Source organism: Lentzea sp. NPDC004782 (genome assembly GCF_040609115.1).
Lineage (GTDB): Bacteria > Actinomycetota > Actinomycetes > Mycobacteriales > Pseudonocardiaceae > Lentzea.
In genome coordinates, this window is the sequence record NZ_JBEXJN010000023.1 from 123952 (window position 1) to 142934 (window position 18983).

Annotated in this window: 21 protein-coding genes; 16 read left to right on the forward strand and 5 right to left on the reverse strand. The window is 68.8% G+C overall.

Annotated elements, in window-relative coordinates; translation table 11 throughout:
* Positions 1-243: 243 nt before the first annotated feature.
* The gene (locus tag ABZV40_RS22360) at positions 244-723 is read right to left on the reverse strand and encodes a M23 family metallopeptidase (protein WP_355444559.1); all 480 of its coding nucleotides are present in this window, start codon (positions 721-723) and stop codon (positions 244-246) included.
* Between the two features lie 370 nt (positions 724-1093).
* Here ABZV40_RS22360 and rpsB point away from each other — a divergent pair, with 370 nt between their 5' ends.
* The 5 genes from rpsB to ABZV40_RS22385 all read left to right on the forward strand — a co-directional run bounded on the left by rpsB (position 1094) and on the right by ABZV40_RS22385 (position 5225).
* Entirely contained in the window at positions 1094-1912 is an 819-nt protein-coding gene (gene rpsB / locus ABZV40_RS22365) for a 30S ribosomal protein S2 (protein WP_355444562.1), read from the forward strand.
* Between the two features lie 71 nt (positions 1913-1983).
* Positions 1984-2799: a translation elongation factor Ts gene (gene tsf / locus ABZV40_RS22370; RefSeq protein ID WP_355444564.1), complete on the forward strand. Its 816-nt coding sequence runs from the start codon at positions 1984-1986 to the stop codon at positions 2797-2799.
* Positions 2800-2939: 140 nt separating this feature from the next.
* Positions 2940-3686, forward strand: coding sequence for a UMP kinase (gene pyrH, locus ABZV40_RS22375; RefSeq protein WP_355444567.1), 747 nt, complete (start codon positions 2940-2942; stop codon positions 3684-3686).
* A gap of 57 nt (positions 3687-3743) precedes the next feature.
* On the forward strand, positions 3744-4301 hold the full coding sequence (frr, locus tag ABZV40_RS22380) for a ribosome recycling factor (RefSeq protein ID WP_355444569.1): 558 nt from the start codon (positions 3744-3746) through the stop codon (positions 4299-4301).
* Positions 4302-4382: 81 nt separating this feature from the next.
* Entirely contained in the window at positions 4383-5225 is an 843-nt protein-coding gene (locus tag ABZV40_RS22385; RefSeq protein WP_355444571.1) for a phosphatidate cytidylyltransferase, read from the forward strand.
* Here the strand turns inward: ABZV40_RS22385 and ABZV40_RS22390 are convergent.
* Positions 5222-6040, reverse strand: coding sequence for a VOC family protein (locus ABZV40_RS22390; RefSeq protein WP_355444574.1), 819 nt, complete (start codon positions 6038-6040; stop codon positions 5222-5224). The two genes, ABZV40_RS22385 and ABZV40_RS22390, sit on opposite strands and share 4 nt — an antisense overlap.
* Before the next feature lie 94 nt (positions 6041-6134).
* Between ABZV40_RS22390 and ABZV40_RS22395 the strand changes: the two genes are divergently transcribed.
* From ABZV40_RS22395 to ABZV40_RS22405, 3 genes are all read left to right on the forward strand, one after another.
* Positions 6135-6878, forward strand: a complete 744-nt coding sequence (locus ABZV40_RS22395) for a class I SAM-dependent methyltransferase (protein ID WP_355444577.1) — start codon at positions 6135-6137, stop codon at positions 6876-6878.
* A gap of 101 nt (positions 6879-6979) precedes the next feature.
* The gene (locus tag ABZV40_RS22400) at positions 6980-11935 is read left to right on the forward strand and encodes a fibronectin type III domain-containing protein (RefSeq protein ID WP_355444580.1); all 4956 of its coding nucleotides are present in this window, start codon (positions 6980-6982) and stop codon (positions 11933-11935) included.
* Positions 11936-11955: 20 nt separating this feature from the next.
* A complete protein-coding gene (locus tag ABZV40_RS22405) occupies positions 11956-12933 on the forward strand; it encodes an aldo/keto reductase (protein WP_355444583.1) in 978 nt (325 codons plus the stop codon).
* A gap of 1 nt (position 12934) precedes the next feature.
* Here ABZV40_RS22405 and ABZV40_RS22410 read toward each other — a convergent pair whose 3' ends face one another.
* Positions 12935-13321, reverse strand: coding sequence for a PadR family transcriptional regulator (locus ABZV40_RS22410; RefSeq protein WP_355444586.1), 387 nt, complete (start codon positions 13319-13321; stop codon positions 12935-12937).
* Positions 13322-13515: 194 nt separating this feature from the next.
* Between ABZV40_RS22410 and rlmN the strand changes: the two genes are divergently transcribed.
* The 7 genes from rlmN (at position 13516) to ABZV40_RS22445 (ending at position 17238) form a co-directional block, all read left to right on the forward strand.
* On the forward strand, positions 13516-14622 hold the full coding sequence (rlmN, locus tag ABZV40_RS22415; RefSeq protein WP_355444589.1) for a 23S rRNA (adenine(2503)-C(2))-methyltransferase RlmN: 1107 nt from the start codon (positions 13516-13518) through the stop codon (positions 14620-14622).
* Positions 14623-14705: 83 nt separating this feature from the next.
* Complete coding sequence (locus ABZV40_RS22420; protein WP_355444592.1) at positions 14706-14951, forward strand: Arc family DNA-binding protein; 246 nt, start codon at positions 14706-14708, stop codon at positions 14949-14951.
* Positions 14948-15376 carry a type II toxin-antitoxin system VapC family toxin gene (locus ABZV40_RS22425; RefSeq protein WP_355444594.1) on the forward strand — a complete coding sequence of 143 codons (429 nt, stop codon included), beginning with the start codon at positions 14948-14950 and terminating at the stop codon, positions 15374-15376. Before ABZV40_RS22420 ends, ABZV40_RS22425 begins: the two co-directional genes overlap by 4 nt.
* Before the next feature lie 10 nt (positions 15377-15386).
* Complete coding sequence (locus ABZV40_RS22430) at positions 15387-16028, forward strand: hypothetical protein (protein ID WP_355444597.1); 642 nt, start codon at positions 15387-15389, stop codon at positions 16026-16028.
* Between the two features lie 12 nt (positions 16029-16040).
* Positions 16041-16460 (forward strand): hypothetical protein, encoded by a 420-nt coding sequence (locus tag ABZV40_RS22435; protein ID WP_355444600.1) that lies wholly within the window; start codon positions 16041-16043, stop codon positions 16458-16460.
* Between the two features lie 70 nt (positions 16461-16530).
* Positions 16531-16824, forward strand: a complete 294-nt coding sequence (locus ABZV40_RS22440) for a hypothetical protein (protein WP_355444603.1) — start codon at positions 16531-16533, stop codon at positions 16822-16824.
* Between the two features lie 252 nt (positions 16825-17076).
* Positions 17077-17238, forward strand: coding sequence for a hypothetical protein (locus tag ABZV40_RS22445; RefSeq protein WP_355444606.1), 162 nt, complete (start codon positions 17077-17079; stop codon positions 17236-17238).
* Here the strand turns inward: ABZV40_RS22445 and ABZV40_RS22450 are convergent.
* Positions 17225-17587 carry a helix-turn-helix domain-containing protein gene (locus ABZV40_RS22450; RefSeq protein ID WP_355444651.1) on the reverse strand — a complete coding sequence of 121 codons (363 nt, stop codon included), beginning with the start codon at positions 17585-17587 and terminating at the stop codon, positions 17225-17227. The genes ABZV40_RS22445 and ABZV40_RS22450 overlap by 14 nt on opposite strands.
* 104 nt (positions 17588-17691) lie before the next feature.
* Between ABZV40_RS22450 and ABZV40_RS22455 the strand changes: the two genes are divergently transcribed.
* Positions 17692-18591, forward strand: coding sequence for an NADP-dependent oxidoreductase (locus tag ABZV40_RS22455; RefSeq protein ID WP_355444609.1), 900 nt, complete (start codon positions 17692-17694; stop codon positions 18589-18591).
* Here the strand turns inward: ABZV40_RS22455 and ABZV40_RS22460 are convergent.
* Positions 18588-18848 carry a DUF2631 domain-containing protein gene (locus tag ABZV40_RS22460; RefSeq protein WP_355444612.1) on the reverse strand — a complete coding sequence of 87 codons (261 nt, stop codon included), beginning with the start codon at positions 18846-18848 and terminating at the stop codon, positions 18588-18590. The two genes, ABZV40_RS22455 and ABZV40_RS22460, sit on opposite strands and share 4 nt — an antisense overlap.
* Positions 18849-18983 lie beyond the last annotated feature (135 nt).

An 18983-nucleotide genomic window follows, 5' to 3' on the forward strand; every position in this document is an offset into this window, starting at 1 on the left:
CGCCGTGCGGGCGTGCTGGAGGAGTGCGTGGCGGCAGGGCTGTCGTGGCTGGTCGCGTTGGGGTCGGGCGGCAGGTGGGCCGGGAGGCGGGCGGGAGGGCCGCCGGGGTGCCGCCTCCCGGCACCTGTCGGGTGGCTGCGGTGCGCAACGGGGACGCGCCGCGCTCGGCCGCCGGGGTAAGCGGCGGGAGGCACCCGATCGGATCGCCGCGCGGGACGGACGGAGGCCGCGCGGCGTGAGGGGCTAGCTGCCTCGTGAGGGCGCTGCGGGGGTCAGCGGCAGCAGGCGGACGCGGCCCCACGTCACGAGGCGCAGCGGGTCCAGGTATTCGTCGCCTCGGCGGACGCCCCAGTGCAGGCAGGGGGAGGCGCAGTGGCCCTCTTGCAGGTGTCCGACGACATCGCCTCGCCGCACCTGGTCGCCTGCTGTGACGGTCGGCGTGACCGGCTCGTAGGTCGTTCGGAGGCCGCCGCGGTGTTGCACGGAGACCAAAGTTCTGGCCGCGACCGCTCCCGCGTAGACCACCACGCCGTCGCCGGCGGCCAGGACGGCCGTGCCCGCGGGGGCGGAGAGGTCGGCGCCGCGGTGGCCTGGCCCGAACGGCGTGGTGGGGGACTGGAAAGCGCGTACCACCGGGTGCGGGGGTGGCAGCGGCCAGGAGAAGCGGGCTGGGGACGGGGCCAGGAGGGTCGTGAGCACCAGTGCGGCGGGGAGGAGGGGCATGGGTCAACGGTCGGGGGTGGGGACCTCGTGGACCAGCGGGTATCGGGAAGCTGTGGACAACTCGCCGGTTGTGGACAACTCGCCGGTGGGGGCAGGGGGCGATTCGAAGTTTGTCGGGGGTGGGGCGTAGACTGTTGGGCGCGTCCCGTCTGTGCGCGGGACGACTTCGCGTGCCAACGCAGATTCTGACCAGCTGATCCCAGCCGGATCGAGTCACGACGTCCGACGGTCCTGACGGTGGAGGAACCTCACCGCGGGTGCGGGCGGCGGCATTGGCACCAGGGCTCCGAGCCACCCGGCTCGGAGCGTCAACCGAACCGACGCGCGAGGCGAGACCGAACGCGTCCGACAGACGAGGTGCGAACCGGCCATGGCCGTCGTAACCATGAAGCAGCTGCTCGACAGCGGCGTGCACTTCGGGCACCAGACCCGGCGCTGGAACCCGAAGATGAAGCGCTACATCCTCACCGAGCGCAACGGCATCTACATCATCGACCTGCAGCAGACGCTGACCTACATCGACCGGGCTTTCGAGTTCGTCAAGGAGACGGTCGCGCACGGCGGGTCGATCCTGTTCATCGGCACCAAGAAGCAGGCGCAGGAGGCCATCGCCAACGAGGCGCTCCGCGTCGGCATGCCCTACGTGAACCAGCGCTGGCTGGGCGGCATGCTCACCAACTTCTCGACGGTCCACAAGAGGCTTCAGCGGCTCAAGGAGCTGGAGTCGATGGAGCAGACCGGCGGCTTCCAGGGTTTCACCAAGAAGGAAATCCTGATGATGAACCGCGAGAAGGACAAGCTGGAGCGCACGCTCGGCGGTATCCGCGACATGTCCAAGGTGCCCAGCGCCGTGTGGATCGTGGACACCAAGAAGGAGCACATCGCGGTCGGTGAGGCTCGCAAGCTGAACATCCCGATCGTCGCGGTGCTCGACACCAACTGCGACCCGGACGAGGTCGACTACCCGATCCCGGGCAACGACGACGCCATCCGGTCGGCCGCCCTGCTGACCAAGGTCGTCGCCGAGGCCGCCGCCGCCGGTCTCATGGCCCGCTCCGGTGCCCGCCGCGACGCCGCGGACGGTCAGGACAAGCCCGAGGTCGCGAGCGACGAGCCGCTGGCGGAGTGGGAGCAGGAGCTCCTCACCAACTCGGCCGAGGCCCCGGCCGAGCAGCCCGTCCAGTCCTGATTTCCCCCACGCGGCGCCCGACCACCTCGGGCGCCGCGTGACACAAGCGCGTACATCGCAGAAGGAAAACGATGGCGAACTACACCACCGCGGACGTCAAGAAGCTCCGCGAGCTGACCGCCGCCGGCATGATGGACTGCAAGAAGGCGCTGGACGAGGCTGACGGCGACTTCGAGAAGGCCGTCGAGATCCTGCGCATCAAGGGCGCCAAGGACGTCGGCAAGCGCGCCGAGCGCACCACGTCCAACGGCCTCGTCGCCGTCAAGGACGGCGCGATGGTCGAGCTGCGCTGCGAGACCGACTTCGTGGCCAAGAACGCCGACTTCATCGCCCTCGCCGACGAGATCGTCGCGATCGCCAAGGCCAACGCGGTCGCCGACGTCGAGGCCCTCAAGGCCGTCGAGGTCGACGGCAAGTCGGTCGACGCGCTGGTCCAGGAGTTCTCCGCCAAGATCGGCGAGAAGCTCGAGCTGGCCAAGGCCGTCAACTTCGACGGCACCGTCTCCACCTACCTGCACAAGCGTGCCGCTGACCTGCCGCCGGCCGTCGGCGTGCTGGTCGAGTACACCGGTGGCGACGCCGAGGCCGCCAAGGGTGCCGCGATGCAGATCGCCGCGATGCGCCCGAAGTTCGTCACCCGTGACGAGGTTCCCGAGGAGCTCGTGGCCAACGAGCGCCGCATCGCCGAGGAGACCGCTCGCGAGGAGGGCAAGCCGGAAGGCGCGCTGCCCAAGATCGTCGAGGGTCGCGTCAACGGCTTCTTCAAGGACGTCGTGCTCCTCGAGCAGGCTTCCGTGACCGACAGCAAGAAGACGGTCAAGGCTCTCCTGGACGAGGCCGGCGTGACGGTGACCCGTTTCGCTCGGTTCGAGGTCGGCCAGAGCTGATTCGCATGAGGGCGGGGTTGCGGTACACCAGCGACCCCGCCCTTGGCGTGTCCGAAGCTCTACCGGCGTGTGTTCGCGGATGGCGCGAACCAAGTCGCTGCCCCAAGGGCCACACTTCCGACGGCGCAAGGAGAGGACCTGTGAGCGAAGAAGGTAGCCACGGCTACAACCGGGTGATGCTCAAGCTCGGTGGCGAGATGTTCGGCGGCGGTGGCGTCGGCGTTGATCCCGACGTCGTCCAGACGGTCGCCCGGCAGATCGCGGCCGTCGTCGGGTCCGGCGTTCAGGTCGCCGTCGTGATCGGTGGTGGCAACTTCTTCCGCGGGGCCGAGCTCCAGCAACGCGGCATGGACCGGTCGCGCGCCGACTACATGGGCATGCTCGGCACGGTCATGAACTGCCTGGCGCTGCAGGACTTCCTGGAGCGCGAGCACGGCATCGACACCCGCGTGCAGACCTCCATCCAGATGACGCAGGTCGCCGAGTCCTACATCCCCCGCCGCGCGATGCGCCACCTGGACAAGGGACGCGTCGTGATCTTCGGTGGCGGCGCGGGTCTGCCGTACTTCTCCACGGACACGACCGCGGCCCAGCGCGCGCTGGAGATCGGCTGCGAGATCGTCCTGATGGCCAAGGCCGTCGACGGCGTCTACACCGCCGACCCCAAGATCGACCCCGACGCGTTGATGTTCGACAACATCACCCACCGCGAAGTGCTGGAGCGCGGCCTCAACGTCGCCGATGCCACGGCCTTCAGCCTCTGCATGGACAACAACATGCCGATCCTCGTCTTCAACCTCCTCACCGAGGGGAACATCGCGCGCGCGGTGCGTGGTGAGAAGATCGGCACCCTGGTCAGCACCCCCGGTGGCCGCCCGGCGTTCTAGGCCTGCTGGGATCTGATCAGGAACCGGGAAGAAGCACACGCAGAGCAAGGAGCAGTCGTGATCGACGAGACCCTCCTCGACGCCGAGGAGAAAATGGAAAAGGCGGTCTCGGTGGCGAAGGAGAACCTCGCCTCCGTTCGGACCGGTCGTGCGACTCCCTCGATGTTCAACCGCATCCACGTCGACTACTACGGGTCGCCGACGCCGTTGAACCAGATGGCGAGCATCACGGTTCCCGAGGCCCGCATGGCGGTCGTGAAGCCGTACGACGCGAGCCAGCTGAACGCGATCGAGAAGGCCATCCGGGACTCCGACCTGGGCGTCAACCCCGGCAACGACGGCACCGTGATCCGCGTGGTCATCCCGCAGCTCTCCGAGGAGCGCCGCCGGGACATGGTCAAGGTCGCGAAGCAGAAGGGCGAGGACGCCCGCGTCTCCGTCCGCGGTGTCCGCCGCAAGGCGAAGGAAGAGATCGACAAGCTCGTCAAGGACGGCGAGATCGGTGAGGACGACGGCGCGCGTGGTGAGAAGGAGCTCGACGCTCTGACCCACAAGTACACCGCGCAGGTCGACGAGCTCGTGAAGCACAAGGAAGCCGAGCTTCTCGAAGTCTGATGTTCCTGTTGGTTTCGCCCGGCCGAGTCGGCGCAGGCGCGTAGTAGCTCTGGCCGGGCGGAGGTCGTGATGGGAGCACAGGTGGCAGGCAGTCCCGCGGACGTGCCCGCGTCGAAGCCGTCGCGCGCGGGACGTGACCTGCGAGCGGCGATCCTGGTCGGCGTCGGGCTCGGTGCCGTGATCATCGTGTCGTTGCTGACGGTGCGGCAGACCTTCATCGGCATCGTCGCGGCCGCCGCGGCGGTGTCGACGTGGGAGCTGTCGAACGCGTTCCGCAAGGGTGGCATCAACGTCGCGTTGTGGCCCGCGCTCATCGGCGGCCAGGCGATGATCTGGCTCTCCTGGCCGCTGGAACGCGCCGGCATGATGACCGCGTTCGTGGTCACCGTCCTGGCGTGCATGATCTGGCGGTTCCGCGGCGGTTCGGACGGCTATCTGCGCGATCTCAGCGCGTCCGTCTTCACCGTCGCGTACGTGCCGTTGTTCGCGTCGTTCGCGGCCATGCTCGTCGTACCGGAGGACGGCAAGGGCCGCGTGTTCGCGTTCCTCATCGGTGTCGTGCTGTCCGACGTGGGCGGCTACGCGGCCGGTGTCTTCCTGGGCAAGCACCCGATGGCGCCGTCGATCAGCCCGAAGAAGTCCTGGGAGGGCTTCGCCGGGTCACTGGTCGCGGGCGTGGTCGGTGGCGCGATCACGGTGACGACGCTGCTCGACGGCCAGTGGTGGCACGGCGCGCTGTTCGGCGCCGCTCTCGTCGTCACGGCCACGGCGGGCGACCTGGTCGAGTCGCTGATCAAGCGCGATCTGAAGATCAAGGACATGGGCACGCTGCTGCCCGGCCACGGCGGCCTGATGGACCGGATGGACTCGCTGCTGCCGTCGGCCGTCGCCTCCTGGCTGCTGCTGCACCTCTTCGTCCACTAGTCGTCGTACGGGTCATCCGCCTCGATGCGCGGCTCGGCCTCGATCACGCGGGACTGGTCGATCACCGAGAACGCCATGCCCGCGTGGTCCTCGACGACGGTGATGCGCCCGTACGGGGTGTCGTAGGGCTCGACGGTCACCCGTCCGCCCAGCTCCAGCACCCGGTACGCCACCGAGTCGGTGCCGATCTCGGGCGCGGCGTTGAAGTACACCATCCAGTGCGACCGCTCCCCGTACGGGAACTCGCGCCCCATCTTCTGCCTGCCGATGACCTCGGTGCCCTCGACGGACCAGGTCGCGTAGTCCAGCCGGTGCCCGTCGCCGATCTGCGTGATGTCGTAGTGGCACAGCTCGCCGAAGAACTCGTCGGCCGCCGCGCCGTCCCGGGTGTTGAGCTCGGCCCACGCGTAGGAGCCGTGTCCGCCCATGCCGAACCGCCAGTCCGGCGGCACGTGCCGGAACCCGACCACGGCGCCGGTCGGGTCGGCGATCACGGTGCTCTGCGTGTGGTCGGCGGCGTCCTCGGGGTTGCGCAGCACGGACCCGCCGAGGTGGAACGCCTTCTCCGCGGTGGCCCGCGCGTGCGGCGTGACCAGGTACAACAGCCACGGTTCCGGCTCGCCCCGCGGCAGTCCGGCGACCGGGATGCCGTCGACCATCGCCACGGTGTAGCCGGCGTCGTCGGCGTAGTGCCAGCCGAACAGGCCGGTGTAGAACTCGATGGCGGCCTTGAGGTCGTCGACGGTTCTCTCGACCCAGCACGGGCTTCCGCCGAGCAACGGCGCGAGCTGGGGCGTGTTGGGCGCGATCGACACTGCCGCCTCCTGCAGGAAAGAGATGCGGCCACGCTACGCCGTAATTGGACGAATTCGAACTGTCACCGGCAAATCGAGGCCCTACAGTGTCTTCGTGAGGGGATTCGTGCGGGCGGCGCTGAACGCGGTGCGCCCGGTGGAGGTCGTGCCGAGCCCGAACATCTGGCACTGGCCGGACGTCTACGAGGTGGAGAACCGCGCGCAGGACGTCCACGGCGCGATCTGGTCGGCGTTGAGCGAGGAATGCCCGTTCGACGGTCGCGACGTCGTGGACGTCGGGTGCGGCGACGGCTTCCACCTGCCGCTGTTCGCCTCGTCCGCGCGCTCGGTCGTCGGCGTCGAACCGCACCCGCCGCTCGTCGTGCGCGCCAAGCACCGCACCGCCGGGTTGCCGAACGTCCGCGTGGCCGCAGGGCCCGCGCAACGGCTGCCGCTCGACGACGGCTGCGCTGACCTCGTGCACGCCCGCACCGCCTACTTCTTCGGGCCGGGCTGCGAGCCGGGACTGCGCGAGGCCGACCGGGTGCTGCGACCGGGCGGTGCGCTGGCGATCGTGGACCTGGACGGCCTGGCCGAGCCGTACGGGCCGTGGCTGCGTGCCGACGAACCGCGCTACGACCCGGTGGCGGTCGAGAGGTTCTTCGCGGACAACGGTTTCTCGCTTCGGCGGGTCACCGCGCAGTGGCGCTTCGAGAAGCGGGAGGACCTGGAGTCCGTGCTGCGCATCGAGTTCTCGGCCGAGGTCGCCGAACGGGCGATCGCGTCCGTCGACGGCCTGAGCTTCCCGGTGGGCTACCGGCTGCACGTGCGCCGCAAGCCCAAGGGGTTGATCGTGTGATCCACGAGGCCTGCTAGACCGTTCGGGCGCTGTCGCCCGAACTCGTCTCATGTGTACAGTCCCTCAGCTTCGTCGCTGCGACGTACTACTGGGGGTACGTGATGAGACGTCGGTTCCTGCTGTCCTTGTTGATGGTGCTCGGGGCGCTGGTCGTCCCGCCGGCCTCGTACGCGGCGCCGCCGTCAGCCGACCTGAACGCGATGTTCACCGCCTACGGAAACCAGGGCGGGCACTGGACCGGTGGGGACAGCACGGTTTCGGTGCCGCTGCCGGACGGCCGGACGGCGTGGTTCTTCTCGGACACGTTCCTCGGCACCGTCAACGCCGACTTCAGCCGTCCGAAGACGGCGCCGTTCATCCGCAACTCGGTGGTGGTGCAGCAGGGCGGCCAGCTCGTGCAGACCCTGCACGGCGGCACCTCGCAGAACCCGGCCACGCTGGTGACCGGCGCCAATCCCGACGAGTTCCACTGGATCGGGGCCGCGAAGGTGGAGGGCAACGCGGTCAAGGCGTTGTACGGGCGGTACAAGAGCGCCGGTTCGGGGCCGCTCGACTTCCAGCGGGTCGGCACGACTCTCGTCACCTTCAGCCTGCCCGCGCTGACGGTCGCGAGCGTCACCGACCTGTCGCTGCAGAACAAGATCGGCTGGGGTTCGGCGATCCTCTCCGACAGCGGTTACGACTACGTCTACGGCACCGAGGACGCCGACGGCTTCAAGTTCGCGCACGTCGCGCGGGTGCCGTCGGGCAACCTCGGTGCCGCGTGGCAGTTCTGGAACGGCACGGCGTGGGGCAGCGACGAGACCCAGTCGAAGCGGCTGTTCTCCGGCGGTGGCACCGGGTTCTCGGTGATCCGCAAGGACGGGCAGGTCGTCGTCGTCACGCACGACGGCAACGTCGGTTTCAGCCCGTGGTTCGTCGCGTACACGGCTTCCTCGCCCACAGGTCCGTTCACCGGGCCCGTCTACCTGCACAAAGCGCCCGAGCCGGGGCAGAACCCGTGGCAGTTCGCCTACGACGCGCAGCTGCACCAGGAGCAGGCGGCTGCCGGCACGTTGCTCATGTCGTACAACCTCAACAGCCTGCAGAACGACGACAACTACGCCGACGCCCGGATCTACCGGCCGAGGTTCGTCGACATCACCTGGCCGCGCCCGAGCCCCGGAGCCGGTGTGCCCGCGGCGCCGGCGAACGTCAGCCTGGCGCTCGGTACCGACGGCGGCGGCACGGTCACCTGGAACGCACCGGACGGACTCAGCTTCTGGCTCTACCAAAGGGATGTGACCGCCGGCCAGACGCACTTCTCGCACGGCCCCAACAGCGTCACGACCAAGTCGCAGCAACTCGGCGGGCTCAAGGACGGGCACACCTACGAGTTCAAGGTCTCCGCGGTCGACGCGGTCGGCGAAGGTGCTTTCTCCGCAACGGTTTCCGCCACCGCGCACGTCATCCCGCCGACTGCGCCGACGAACCTGCGCGCGACCCCCGGCACCAACGTCGACGTCGCGCTCGCGTGGGACGCGGTGCCGGGCAGCAACGTGCTGTACGCGGTGCAGAAGCGCGATGTGACGGCCGGTGAGACCGACTTCGCCGACGTCTGGTTCCCCAGCCCGGCGAACACCACCCACACCGTCACGAACCTGCTGCACAACCACGCCTACGAGTTCCGCGTCATCGCGCGAAACGGTGGTGGCGAGAGCCCGCCGTCGAACGTCGTGAGCGCCACCGCGATCTCCGCGCCACCACCCGTACCGGCCGGCCTGACCGCCGTCGCGCAGAACGACGGCAGCGCCGAGCTGAGCTGGAGCTCCGCGGGTGACGGGCTCTGGTACTGGATCTACCAGCGCGACGTCACCGCGGGAGCGGCGTTCCAGCGCCTCGAATATCCCGTCACCAACGGCACCTCGGCCCAGCCGGGGCTGCTGACCAACGGGCACGTGTACGAGTTCGCGGTCAGCTCGGTCAACAGGTTCAGCCAGGAGTCGGCCAAGTCGGCCGCGGTCAGCGTGACGGCCAGGTGGGACAAACCCGCCGCGCCCGCGAACCTCACGGCGACGGCTCAGGGCGACGGCGCCGTCAAGCTCACCTGGAGTTCCACCGGCGAGAACCACTGGTACTGGATCTACCAGCGGGACGTGACCGTGGGCGAGACCGAGTTCACCAAGCTCGACTACCCCGTCACGGACGGGACGACGTTCACCGCAGGCCTGCTTCTCAAAGACCACGTCTACGCGTTCAAGGTCAGCGCGATCAACGCCGGTGGCGACGGGCCGTTGTCGGCCGAAGTCCAGGCGACCGCCCGTTACGACGCACCGGCCGCACCGGCGAACCTCACCGCGACGCCCGGCGACGGAACCGTTGCGCTGAACTGGACAGCGCCCGCCTCCGGCGCCTGGTACTGGATCTACCAGCGGGACGTGACCGCAGGCGACACGAACTTCACGAAGCTCGAGTACCCGATCACCGACGGGACCGCGTTCACCGCCGGGCTGCTCACCAACGGGCACACCTACGAGTTCAAGGTCTCCGCGATCACCGCCGGAGGCGAGGGCGCCGCGAGCGCCGCGGTGTCCGCGAAGCCGATGCCGCCGTTGCCCGCCAAGGTGACCGGGCTTTCCTCTGCGCCACAGGCATCCGGTGAGATCAAGCTGTCGTGGAACGCTCAGCCGAGCGTCTACTACTGGATCTACCAACGCGACGTGACCGCCGGGCAGCAGTTCACCAAGCTGCCGTTCCCCGCCTCCGACGCCTCGTTCACCGCGGGCGGGCTGACCCACGGGCACGTCTACGAGTTCAAGATCGCCGCGACCGACCTCGCGGGTGACGGGCCCGCGTCGGACGTGGTGCGCGCGACCGCGCAGTTCGCCGTGCCGGCGGCGCCGGGCAACCTGCGGGGCAGCGCCGCCGGTGACGGAAGTGTCGACCTGGTCTGGGACTCCGCCGGGCCGAACCTCTTCTACTGGGTGTACCGGCGGGACGTGACGGCGGGCGAGACCGGGTTCACGCGGGCCGCGTTCCCGACCGACAAGACCGGCCTGTCGTGGGAGCAGCTGCAGAACGCGCACGTCTACGAGTTCTACGTCCGCGCGGAGAACGCGGGCGGGCTCGGAGCCGCGTCGAACACGGTGTCGGCCAAGTCGCTCGGCGGGCTGCCGCAGCCGCCGTCGGGCCTCACCGCCTCGCCCGGCAACGGTCGCGTCGTGATCTCGTGGACGGCCAGCAGCACACCCGACGTCCTCTACTGGGTCTACTACCGCGATGCTTCCCTCGGGGAGAACTTCCGCAAGCTGGACGTGCCGTTCGGCTCGCCGACCGCGACCCTGGAGCCGCTGACCAACGGTCACACCTACGAGTTCAAGGTCGCCGCGACGAACTGGGCCGGTGACAGCCGGACGACCCCGGTGGTCAGCGCACGGCCGTTGCCGCCGGTGCCCGCAGCGGCGTCGCTGACCGCCATCGCGGGCAACGGTGAGGTCGGCCTCGGGTGGAACGCCGTCGACCAGGCGACCTACTTCTGGGTCGAGTACCGCGACATCACCGCTGGTCAGGGTGCGTTCCAGCGGTTGCCGCTGCCGGTGTCGAACTGGGCTTTGACGGTCAAGCCGTTGGCCAACGGCCACGAGTACGAGTTCCGCGTGATCTCCGGCAACGTGGCGGGGGAGAGCGGCCCGTCGAACACCGTGCGCGCCACGCCCGTGCCGCCGCCTCCTGCCGCCCCGTCCAACCTGCGTGCGGTGGCGGGCAACGGCAAGGTGTCGCTGTCGTGGAACGCGAGCCCGTCCGGCCCGGTGTACTACTGGGTGTACTTCCGGCCGCAGGGGCACCGCGACTGGTACTACTTCCAGTACCCGGCGAGCGGAACCTCGTTCGTGGCAACGGGTCTGCTGAACGGGTTCACCTACGAGTTCAAGGTGACCGCGGCCAACCCGGGCGGCCAGTCGCCACCGTCCAACGTGGTCAGTGCGCGCCCGTTCCTGCCGCTGCCCGCCGCGCCGCCGAACCTGCGGGCCACCGCGGGCGACGGCCAGGCGACGCTCACCTGGGACCCGAGTCCGTCCGGGCCGGTGTTCTACTGGGTGTACTTCAAGCCGCAGGGCCAGAACGACTGGTTCTACTACCAGTTCCCGGCGAGCGGAACTTCGTTCGTGGCAACGAACCTGCTGAACGGCTTCAACTACTCGTTCCGCGTGACGGCGGCCAACCAGGCGGGTCAGAGCCCGCCGTCGAACGAGGTGACGGTCAAACCGATGCCACCGCTGCCGGCCAAACCGACAGGGCTCAGGGCACCTTCCTACGCGCACAGTTCGCGGTTCACGGTGAGCTGGGACGCGAACCCGGTGGCAGGCGTGACCTACTCGCTGGAGGTGCGCGACTACACCCACAACGGCGGTTGGTACCCCTGGGAGTCCACCCGGCAGACCAGTTCGCTGTTCGATCCGCCGGCGTACGGCCTCGTCTGGGAGTTCCGGGTGATCGCGCGGAACATGACCGGCAGTTCGGAGAGCAGCGACACGGTCAGCCAGGTCTCGTTGCCATGGCTGCCATATGGCTCCCCACCGACGTACGGGTACAACCCCGCCAACGGCGCGGACGGTTCCGCCGCGCTCCTGGCGTTCGGAGCGGAGTGCGCGGACAGCTTCCGGCAGAGGGTCTGCTTCAACCGGACGGTGACCGGGAACCAGCCGTCGACCATCGGCGACTACCTCTTCTACGCGGGCGACAAGGCGGACTTGAACAAGCGTCTGCGCTGCGAGGCCTACCAGAACGCCGCGCTGTTCCGCAGGAGTGGCGCGGGCGCGGTGAACTCGGTCGGCCAGGACCTGCTGCGGCACGAGGCCGTCCACTCCATGCAGGAGGGCGGGTACATCCCGCCTGTGGGGTTCTGGGCGTTCCTGGCGTTGTACGGCTCGGAGTCCCTGCACTCGCTGGTTGCTACAGGGACCCCGTGGAAGGACAACGCGTTCGAGATCCAGGCAGGTCTGGAGCGAGGCGGCTATCAGGCGTTCGACGACGCCCAGGCGCTGTGCAGCAGTTGGAGCGTCCGGCAGAACTACTAGCGCGGACTAAGCTCCGGTTCGTGGAGAAGCGAAACGCAGGCAGGTTGAACCGCCAGGTCGGCGTCGTGGGGCTGGGCTGCTGGCAGCTCGGCGCCGACTGGGGCGAGGTGGACGAGAGCGAGGCGCTCGCGCTGCTGCACGCCGCCGCCGACACGGGTGTCGACTTCTTCGACACCGCGGACGTGTACGGCGACGGCCGCAGCGAGACCCTCGTCGGGCGGTTCCTGAAGGAACGCAAGGACGACGGTGTCTTCGTCGCCACGAAGATGGGGCGGCGGCTGCCGGCGCAGACCACGGAGGGGTACAACCGGGAGAACTTCCTCGCGTGGAACGACCGGAGCCGCCGCAATCTGGGTGTCGACACGCTGGACCTCGTGCAGCTGCACTGTCCGCCCACGCCGGTGTACAGCCGGGACGAGGTGTTCGACACCTTGGACGAAATGGTTGAGCAGCAACGGATTGCCGCTTATGGCGTGTCGGTGGAGAAGGTCGAGGAGGCGCTGGCCGCGATCCGGCGGCCGCACGTGGCCAGCGTGCAGATCATCCTGAACGCGTTCCGGCTCAAGCCCCTCGAAGAGGTGCTGCCCGCGGCGCGGGAGGCCGGCGTCGCGATCATCGCGCGGGTGCCGCTCGCGTCCGGGTTGTTGTCCGGGAAGTACGACAGGGCAACGACTTTCGCCGCCGACGACCACCGCAACTACAACCGCAACGGTGCGGCGTTCGACGTCGGCGAGACCTTCTCCGGGGTGCCGTACGAGGTCGGTCTGGAGGCGGTGGAACGCCTCCGGCCGCTCGTTCCGGAAGGTGCCACGATGGCCCAGTTCGCGCTGCGGTGGATCGTCGACCAGCCCGGTGTCACGGTCGTGATCCCCGGTGCGCGCAACGTGGAGCAGGCGCGGGCGAACTCGCGGGCGGCTGACCTGCAGCCGGTGGACGAGAAGGCCGTCGCGGCGGTGTACGACGAGCTGATCCGGCCGCACGTGCACGACCGGTGGTAGGTCACTCCTCGGCGAGGATGGCGTACAGCTTGCGGCGCAGCTCGTTGTAGAGCTCCACGGCGCGGGCCTTCTGCTCCGGCGTGCCCGCGTGGGAGATCTGCTCCATCGCGCTGCCGAGCAGGCGGATCGCCGTGCGCAGCTCGCCGTCGACCGGGTCGAGCTGGATGTCGATGTCGCGCCAGGGCGGGGCCGTGTGCTCCGTCCTGCCGTGGTCGGTGAGCGTGAACAACTTCTTGCCTCCTTCTTCCTCCGCGGAGATGAGGCCTTCGTCGGCGAGCATCTGCAGCGTCGGGTAGACCGAGCCGGGGCTCGGGCTCCACGCGCCGCCGGTGCGCCTGGCGATCTCCTGGATGATCTCGTAACCGTGCATCGGCCGTTCTGCCAGCAAGGACAGAACCGCCGCCCGGACGTTGCCGCGCCTCTGGCGGCCGCCCCTGCCACCGCCCCCGAAGGGGCCGTGGCGATGCCTGTGGTGGTGCTCTCTGTGGTGTGGTCTCATCATCATGTCGTTAACGATATATCGGAACCTATCGCGATGCAACGGTCTTGTTGTCCTGGAGTTCGTGGGACACTGGATGTGCTATGACCTCGCTTCCCCTTGTCTTCGACGCGCCCAAGCGCGGCCTCCCGCCGCGCCACCTGGTCGACCTCTCACCCGCTCAGCGCGCGGAAGCCGTTGCCGCCCTTGGTGAGAAGCCGTTCCGTGCCAAGCAGCTGTCGAACCACTACTTCAGCCGCCTGACCGTCGACCCCGCCGAGATGACCGACATCCCGGCCGCCTCGCGCGACAAGCTCGTCGCCGACCTGATGCCGCCGCTTTTCACGGTCGTGCGCAAGGTCACGTGTGACGAGGGGACCACCTCCAAGACCCTGCTGCGGGCGCACGACGGCACGCTCATCGAGTCCGTGCTCATGCGCTACCCGGACCGCGCGACGCTGTGCATCTCGTCGCAGGCGGGCTGCGGCATGGCGTGCCCGTTCTGCGCGACCGGCCAGGGCGGATTGCAGCGCAACCTGTCGACCGCGGAGATCGTGGACCAGGTGCGCTTGGGCGCCGCGGCGATGCGCGACGGCGAGCTGCCGGGCGGCCCCGGCCGCCTGTCGAACATCGTCTTCATGGGCATGGGCGAACCGCTCGCGAACTACAAGCGCGTGATCGAGGCCGTGCACCGCATCACCGCTCCCGCGCCGGACGGCCTGGGCATCTCGCAGCGCACGGTCACCGTCTCGACGGTCGGTCTGGTGCCGGCGATCCGGAAGCTGACCGAGGAGAAGCTGCAGGTGCGGCTGGCGGTGTCGCTGCACACGCCGGACGACGAGCTGCGCGACACGCTGGTGCCGGTCAACACGCGGTGGAAGGTCTCCGAGGTGCTGGAGGCGGCGCGGGCGTACGCGGACCAGACCGGGCGTCGGGTCAGCATCGAGTACGCGTTGATCCGCGACATCAACGACCAGGGCTGGCGGGCGGACCTGCTGGGCAAGAAGCTGCGCAAGCACCTCGGGCAGCTGGTGCACGTGAACCTGATCCCGTTGAACCCGACGCCGGGCAGCAAGTGGGATGCCAGCCCGAAACCGGTGGAGCGGGAGTTCGTGCGGCGGGTGCGGGAGCAGGGTGTGGAGTGCACCGTGCGGGACACGCGCGGGCAGGAGATCGCGGCGGCCTGCGGTCAGCTCGCCGCAGAGGGCTGACCTGGGCGTCCGCTTGGCATGACGGCCATTACCGACCATTGGGTGCTAGCATTGACTGCAATGACAGCATCGGAGGTGGGATCATGGCAGTCCTGACGATCCGCGACTTCGACGAGAGTCTGAAGGCGAAACTGAGAGTTCGCGCAGCTGAACACGGCCGGTCGATGGAAGCTGAGGTGCGTGCGATCCTCGCCGCCGTGTTGACCAAGTCCGACCCGGGGCCTGGCATGGGAACGAGGATTCAGCAACGTTTCGCCGACGTCGATGACGTCTCGCTCGAACTGCCCCAGCGCACAGAGCCAGCGCGAGCAGCGGAGTTTCCCGAGTGATCGTTCTTGACACCAACGTCGTTTCCGAGCTCATGAGGTGGGCTCCGAACAACGAGGTGGTTCGCTGGGTCGACCGGTACCCGGCCGATGAAGTCTTCCTCACCGCTGTCACAGCTGCCGAGCTGGCGTACGGCGTCGAGCGGATGCCGGACGGCCAACGCAAGACCACGCTCGCGGTCAAGGTCTCCGAACTGCTGACCGAGGACTTCCAGGGGCAAATCCTGCCGTTCGACGGTGCTGCGGCCGTTTACTACGGCGAGATCGCGGCGGCACGCGAGGCACAGGGTTCCCCGATCAGCACGGCCGATGCGCAGATTGCCGCGACCTGCCGCCGGTTCGCGGCGTGCTTGGCCACCCGCAACACGAAGGACTTCGCGGACACCGGCATCACGTTGCTGAATCCGTGGGGCGCCGGCGAGTTGTGAGTTCGCCGCGATGAAGCTCGAGGGGGAACGCTGGCGCACGCTCGTCAGCACCGTGCGGCTGGGCCGTGACGAGTACCGAGTGGTGCAGCCGGCCCGGCCGTTGTCGCACGCTCCGTTGTACCAGGGGTACCTGGGCGTGGAGACGTGTGTGGACAAGGCGTCCGCACGCGAGATCGCCATGGCGTGGGCGTTTGCGATGCGGTCGCCGCGCACGTTGGTGTACCTGCCGTTGCGGCAAAGCGATTCGCCGTGCCGCTGGAGTGATGGGCCCTTGCTGGATCTGGTGCTGGTGCACCACAGCCTCGGGTTTCGGGTGTCGCAGTGGAAGGACGTGCGCGCAAGGCTGCGGGGCGGGCGGCCGCACACCATGGTGTGCCGAGGGTTTGGTGAGGAGCCGGACTACGAGCGGTTGCGGTTTCGGGAGAACCGGGACGTGCTGCGCGGTGAGATCGTGGCCGACACCGTGTTCGTCGTGGGGAGCAGGGTCGCGTTCCAGGTCGGAGGGCAGGCGTTGCGGGAGCTGGTCGAGGACTGTCCGCGGCACATGCACGAGAGCCCCGGCACGCACTGCTGTGCGGAGATCGCCGAGGATCGGCAGCACCCGAAGTGGCTGCACGTGGTCTACTGCGACGCGCATCGCGTGCACACCTGAGGGGGACAGGCCGTGGGGGTCAGGTACGACTACTTCGCTGCACCGTCGGACGAGGCGGCTGCTGCGGTGATCATGGACGGGCCTGGGCGGTTCCCCGTCGTCGAGACGAAGTGGCTCGATGCCGCGGTGGTGATGGGGCAGCTTGAGGAGCTGCTCACCGGGCGCCCGTACGACGAGGTGGTCGAGGACTCGCGGTGGGCGGAAGACCTGGCGGTCGCGCACGGCGGGGAGTTGCTGGTCCTCACCGTGACCGACGGGCTGCGGGACGCGCTTGCCTCAGTGGCGCAACCGGCCGCGGCGGACTGGGCGCGGATCGAGGAGCTGCGCGGGATCGACGTGAGCTTGCTGGAGGACGTGTTGGGTCAGCTCAAGGCCCTTGCGGCAGCGGCGGTGCGGACCGGTGAACGGCTCTACTGCTGGGTTTGCGTCTGAAGGCGGATAGCATGCCGCCTCGGGGGGACCGTTCCAAAGGGACACGACTGCGGCCACCATGCACGCGATCATGTACGAGGAACCGGTCATCCGGCGCGCGCGTGGGCCGCTGGCGGACGTGATCACGGGGCTGCTGCGCCAGAACCCGGCTCAGCGCCTCACCGCCGCGCAGACCAGGGCACGGCTCGGGTCGCCTTCCGAACGCACCGTCGTCATCGAGCCCGTCACGACCTACGTGACGCCGCAGCCGACGCGTGAGGCGTTCGAGGAGCCCCGGAAGCGGCGCACCGGTTTGATCGCGCGCGGTGGTCGCGGGTGTCGTGGCGGTCGCGCTGGTCACGTTCCTCGTCGTGCGAGCAGGTGACCAGCCTGCCACCCTCGCCGTCCAGCAGAACCCCACGACCACGACGACTGCGACAGCGTCCAGCACAACGTCGAGCAGCACGCCACCGTCCCAGACGTCGTCGAGCACACCCAAGTCGACCCAGGCGCGGGCCAGCCAAAACCGGTCCCGCCGCCGAAGCGGAAGACGAAGGCGCTCAGCCGCTGGAACGACGGCAGCTTCTACTTCACGACCTCGGTCGACTTCTCCTGCGACAAGCACGAGAAGCTCGGCGTGCTCGGGTACATCTTCGTCAACCCACCCGCGGAAGGGCACGTCGTCCCGCTCTACCGGTGCAGCTGGGACAACGGCGCCAGGCACTTCGGCGCGCTCGACAGCACCTGCGAGAAGGCGCACGTCGACGGGCGGCTCGGGTGGGTGCTCAGCGGGCCGTAGCGGGTTCGAGGCCGAGCGGTTCGGCGGCGTCGAACGTCTCACGGGCTTCGGCGACCGACTCGTAGTTCTGCTGCGCCCACGACCGCAACGCGGCCAGCGGCTCGGTGACGCTGCGCCCGAGCGCGGTCAGCTCGTACTCGACGCGCAACGGCACCGAGGGGTACACCGTGCGCGTGACGAGGCCGTCGCGTTCCAACGTGCGCAACGTCTGCGTGAGCATCTTCTGGCTGATGCCTTCCAACCGGCGTTTGAGCTCGCCGAACCGCTTGGGTCCGTCTTCCAGGGCTCCGATCGCCAGCGCCGTCCACTTCGACGCGACCATGTCCAGCAGGTCGCGGCACGGGCACATCTTGAGATAAACGTCCCTGATCACACCATAGTTTCTACCAGGTACCTAGTGCACCAGATAGTGCCTAATTGCCAGCGGAGACCAGATCTCCGAAGCTGGTGTGCATGCGAGCGATCATCCAGAACGAGTTCGGCGGCCCTCTGACCCTGACCGACCTGCCCAAGCCCACACCGCTGCCGACTGAGGTGCTGGTCAGGGTGCACGCGGCCGGCGTCAACCCGGTCGACTGGAAGACCCGCGCGGGCGGTGGCATGGCCGGCCTGCAGACGTTCCCGCTGGTTCTCGGGTGGGACGTCTCAGGTGTCGTCGAGGAGGTGGGCTTCGGGGTGACGACGCTCAAGCCCGGCGACGAGGTCTACGGCATGCCGCGCTTCCCGCACGCCGCAGGCGCCTACGCCGAGTACGTCACCGCGCCGTCCCGGCACTTCGCGAAGAAGCCGGAGGGGCTGACCCACGTCGAGGCGGGTGCGTTGCCGCTGGCCGCGCTCACCGCGTGGCAGATCCTCGTCGACACCGCTGACGTGCAGCTGGGGCAGAAAGTGCTGGTCACGGCCGCGGCGGGCGGGGTGGGACACCTCGCGGTCCAGATCGCGAAGGCGCGTGGCGCGTACGTGGTCGGCACCGCGCGTGCGCCCAAGCACGCGTTCCTGAAGGACCTCGGCGCGGACGAGGTGATCGACTACACGCAGGCCGAGTACGACCGGAACGACATCGACGTGTTCGTGGACCTCGTCGGTGGGGCGTCGCCGGATCCGGTGCGCGGCGGCGGGCTGTTCGTCGGCGTGCCGTCCGGTGTGGACGTCGTGCGGCGCGACGACATCAGGATCAGCCCGATCCTGGTCGAACCGGACCGCGCGGGACTGGAGGCGATCACCGCGCTGGTCGACGGCGGTGCGCTCAGGGTGCACGTCGACGCCGTGTTCGGGCTGGAAGACGCCGGAAAAGCACATGCCCTGGGCGAGACCGGCCGCACCCAGGGCAAGATCGTGCTGACGGCTGTCTAGCGGCGCCAGGACGTGCGCTTGCGCGCGGCGTCCCACACCAGGCCCGCGACGATGACCACGATCGTGACGATCAAGTAGATGTTCTCGGTGTTGCCGTGGTGGTTGCGGAACACCAGCATCAGGAACAGGAAGATCGCGGAGAGGATTCCGCCCCAGCGCACGGCGCCGGGCAGCGTGCCGTGCCAGCCCCACTCGTGCGACGGCTCCTCGTGAGGGTCGACGGCAGGACGCTTGTCCAGTTCCGAGGACGAAGCCACGGTTTCCTCCACTGCTCATCCGGATTACCCGGTCATCGTCGCACATGTGAGTGAGCACGGATGTGTGAGGTCGCGCGCGTACGGCTTACCGGTGAAGTCGTACGCCGTCTACGCTCGACGCGGCCCACTCATCCG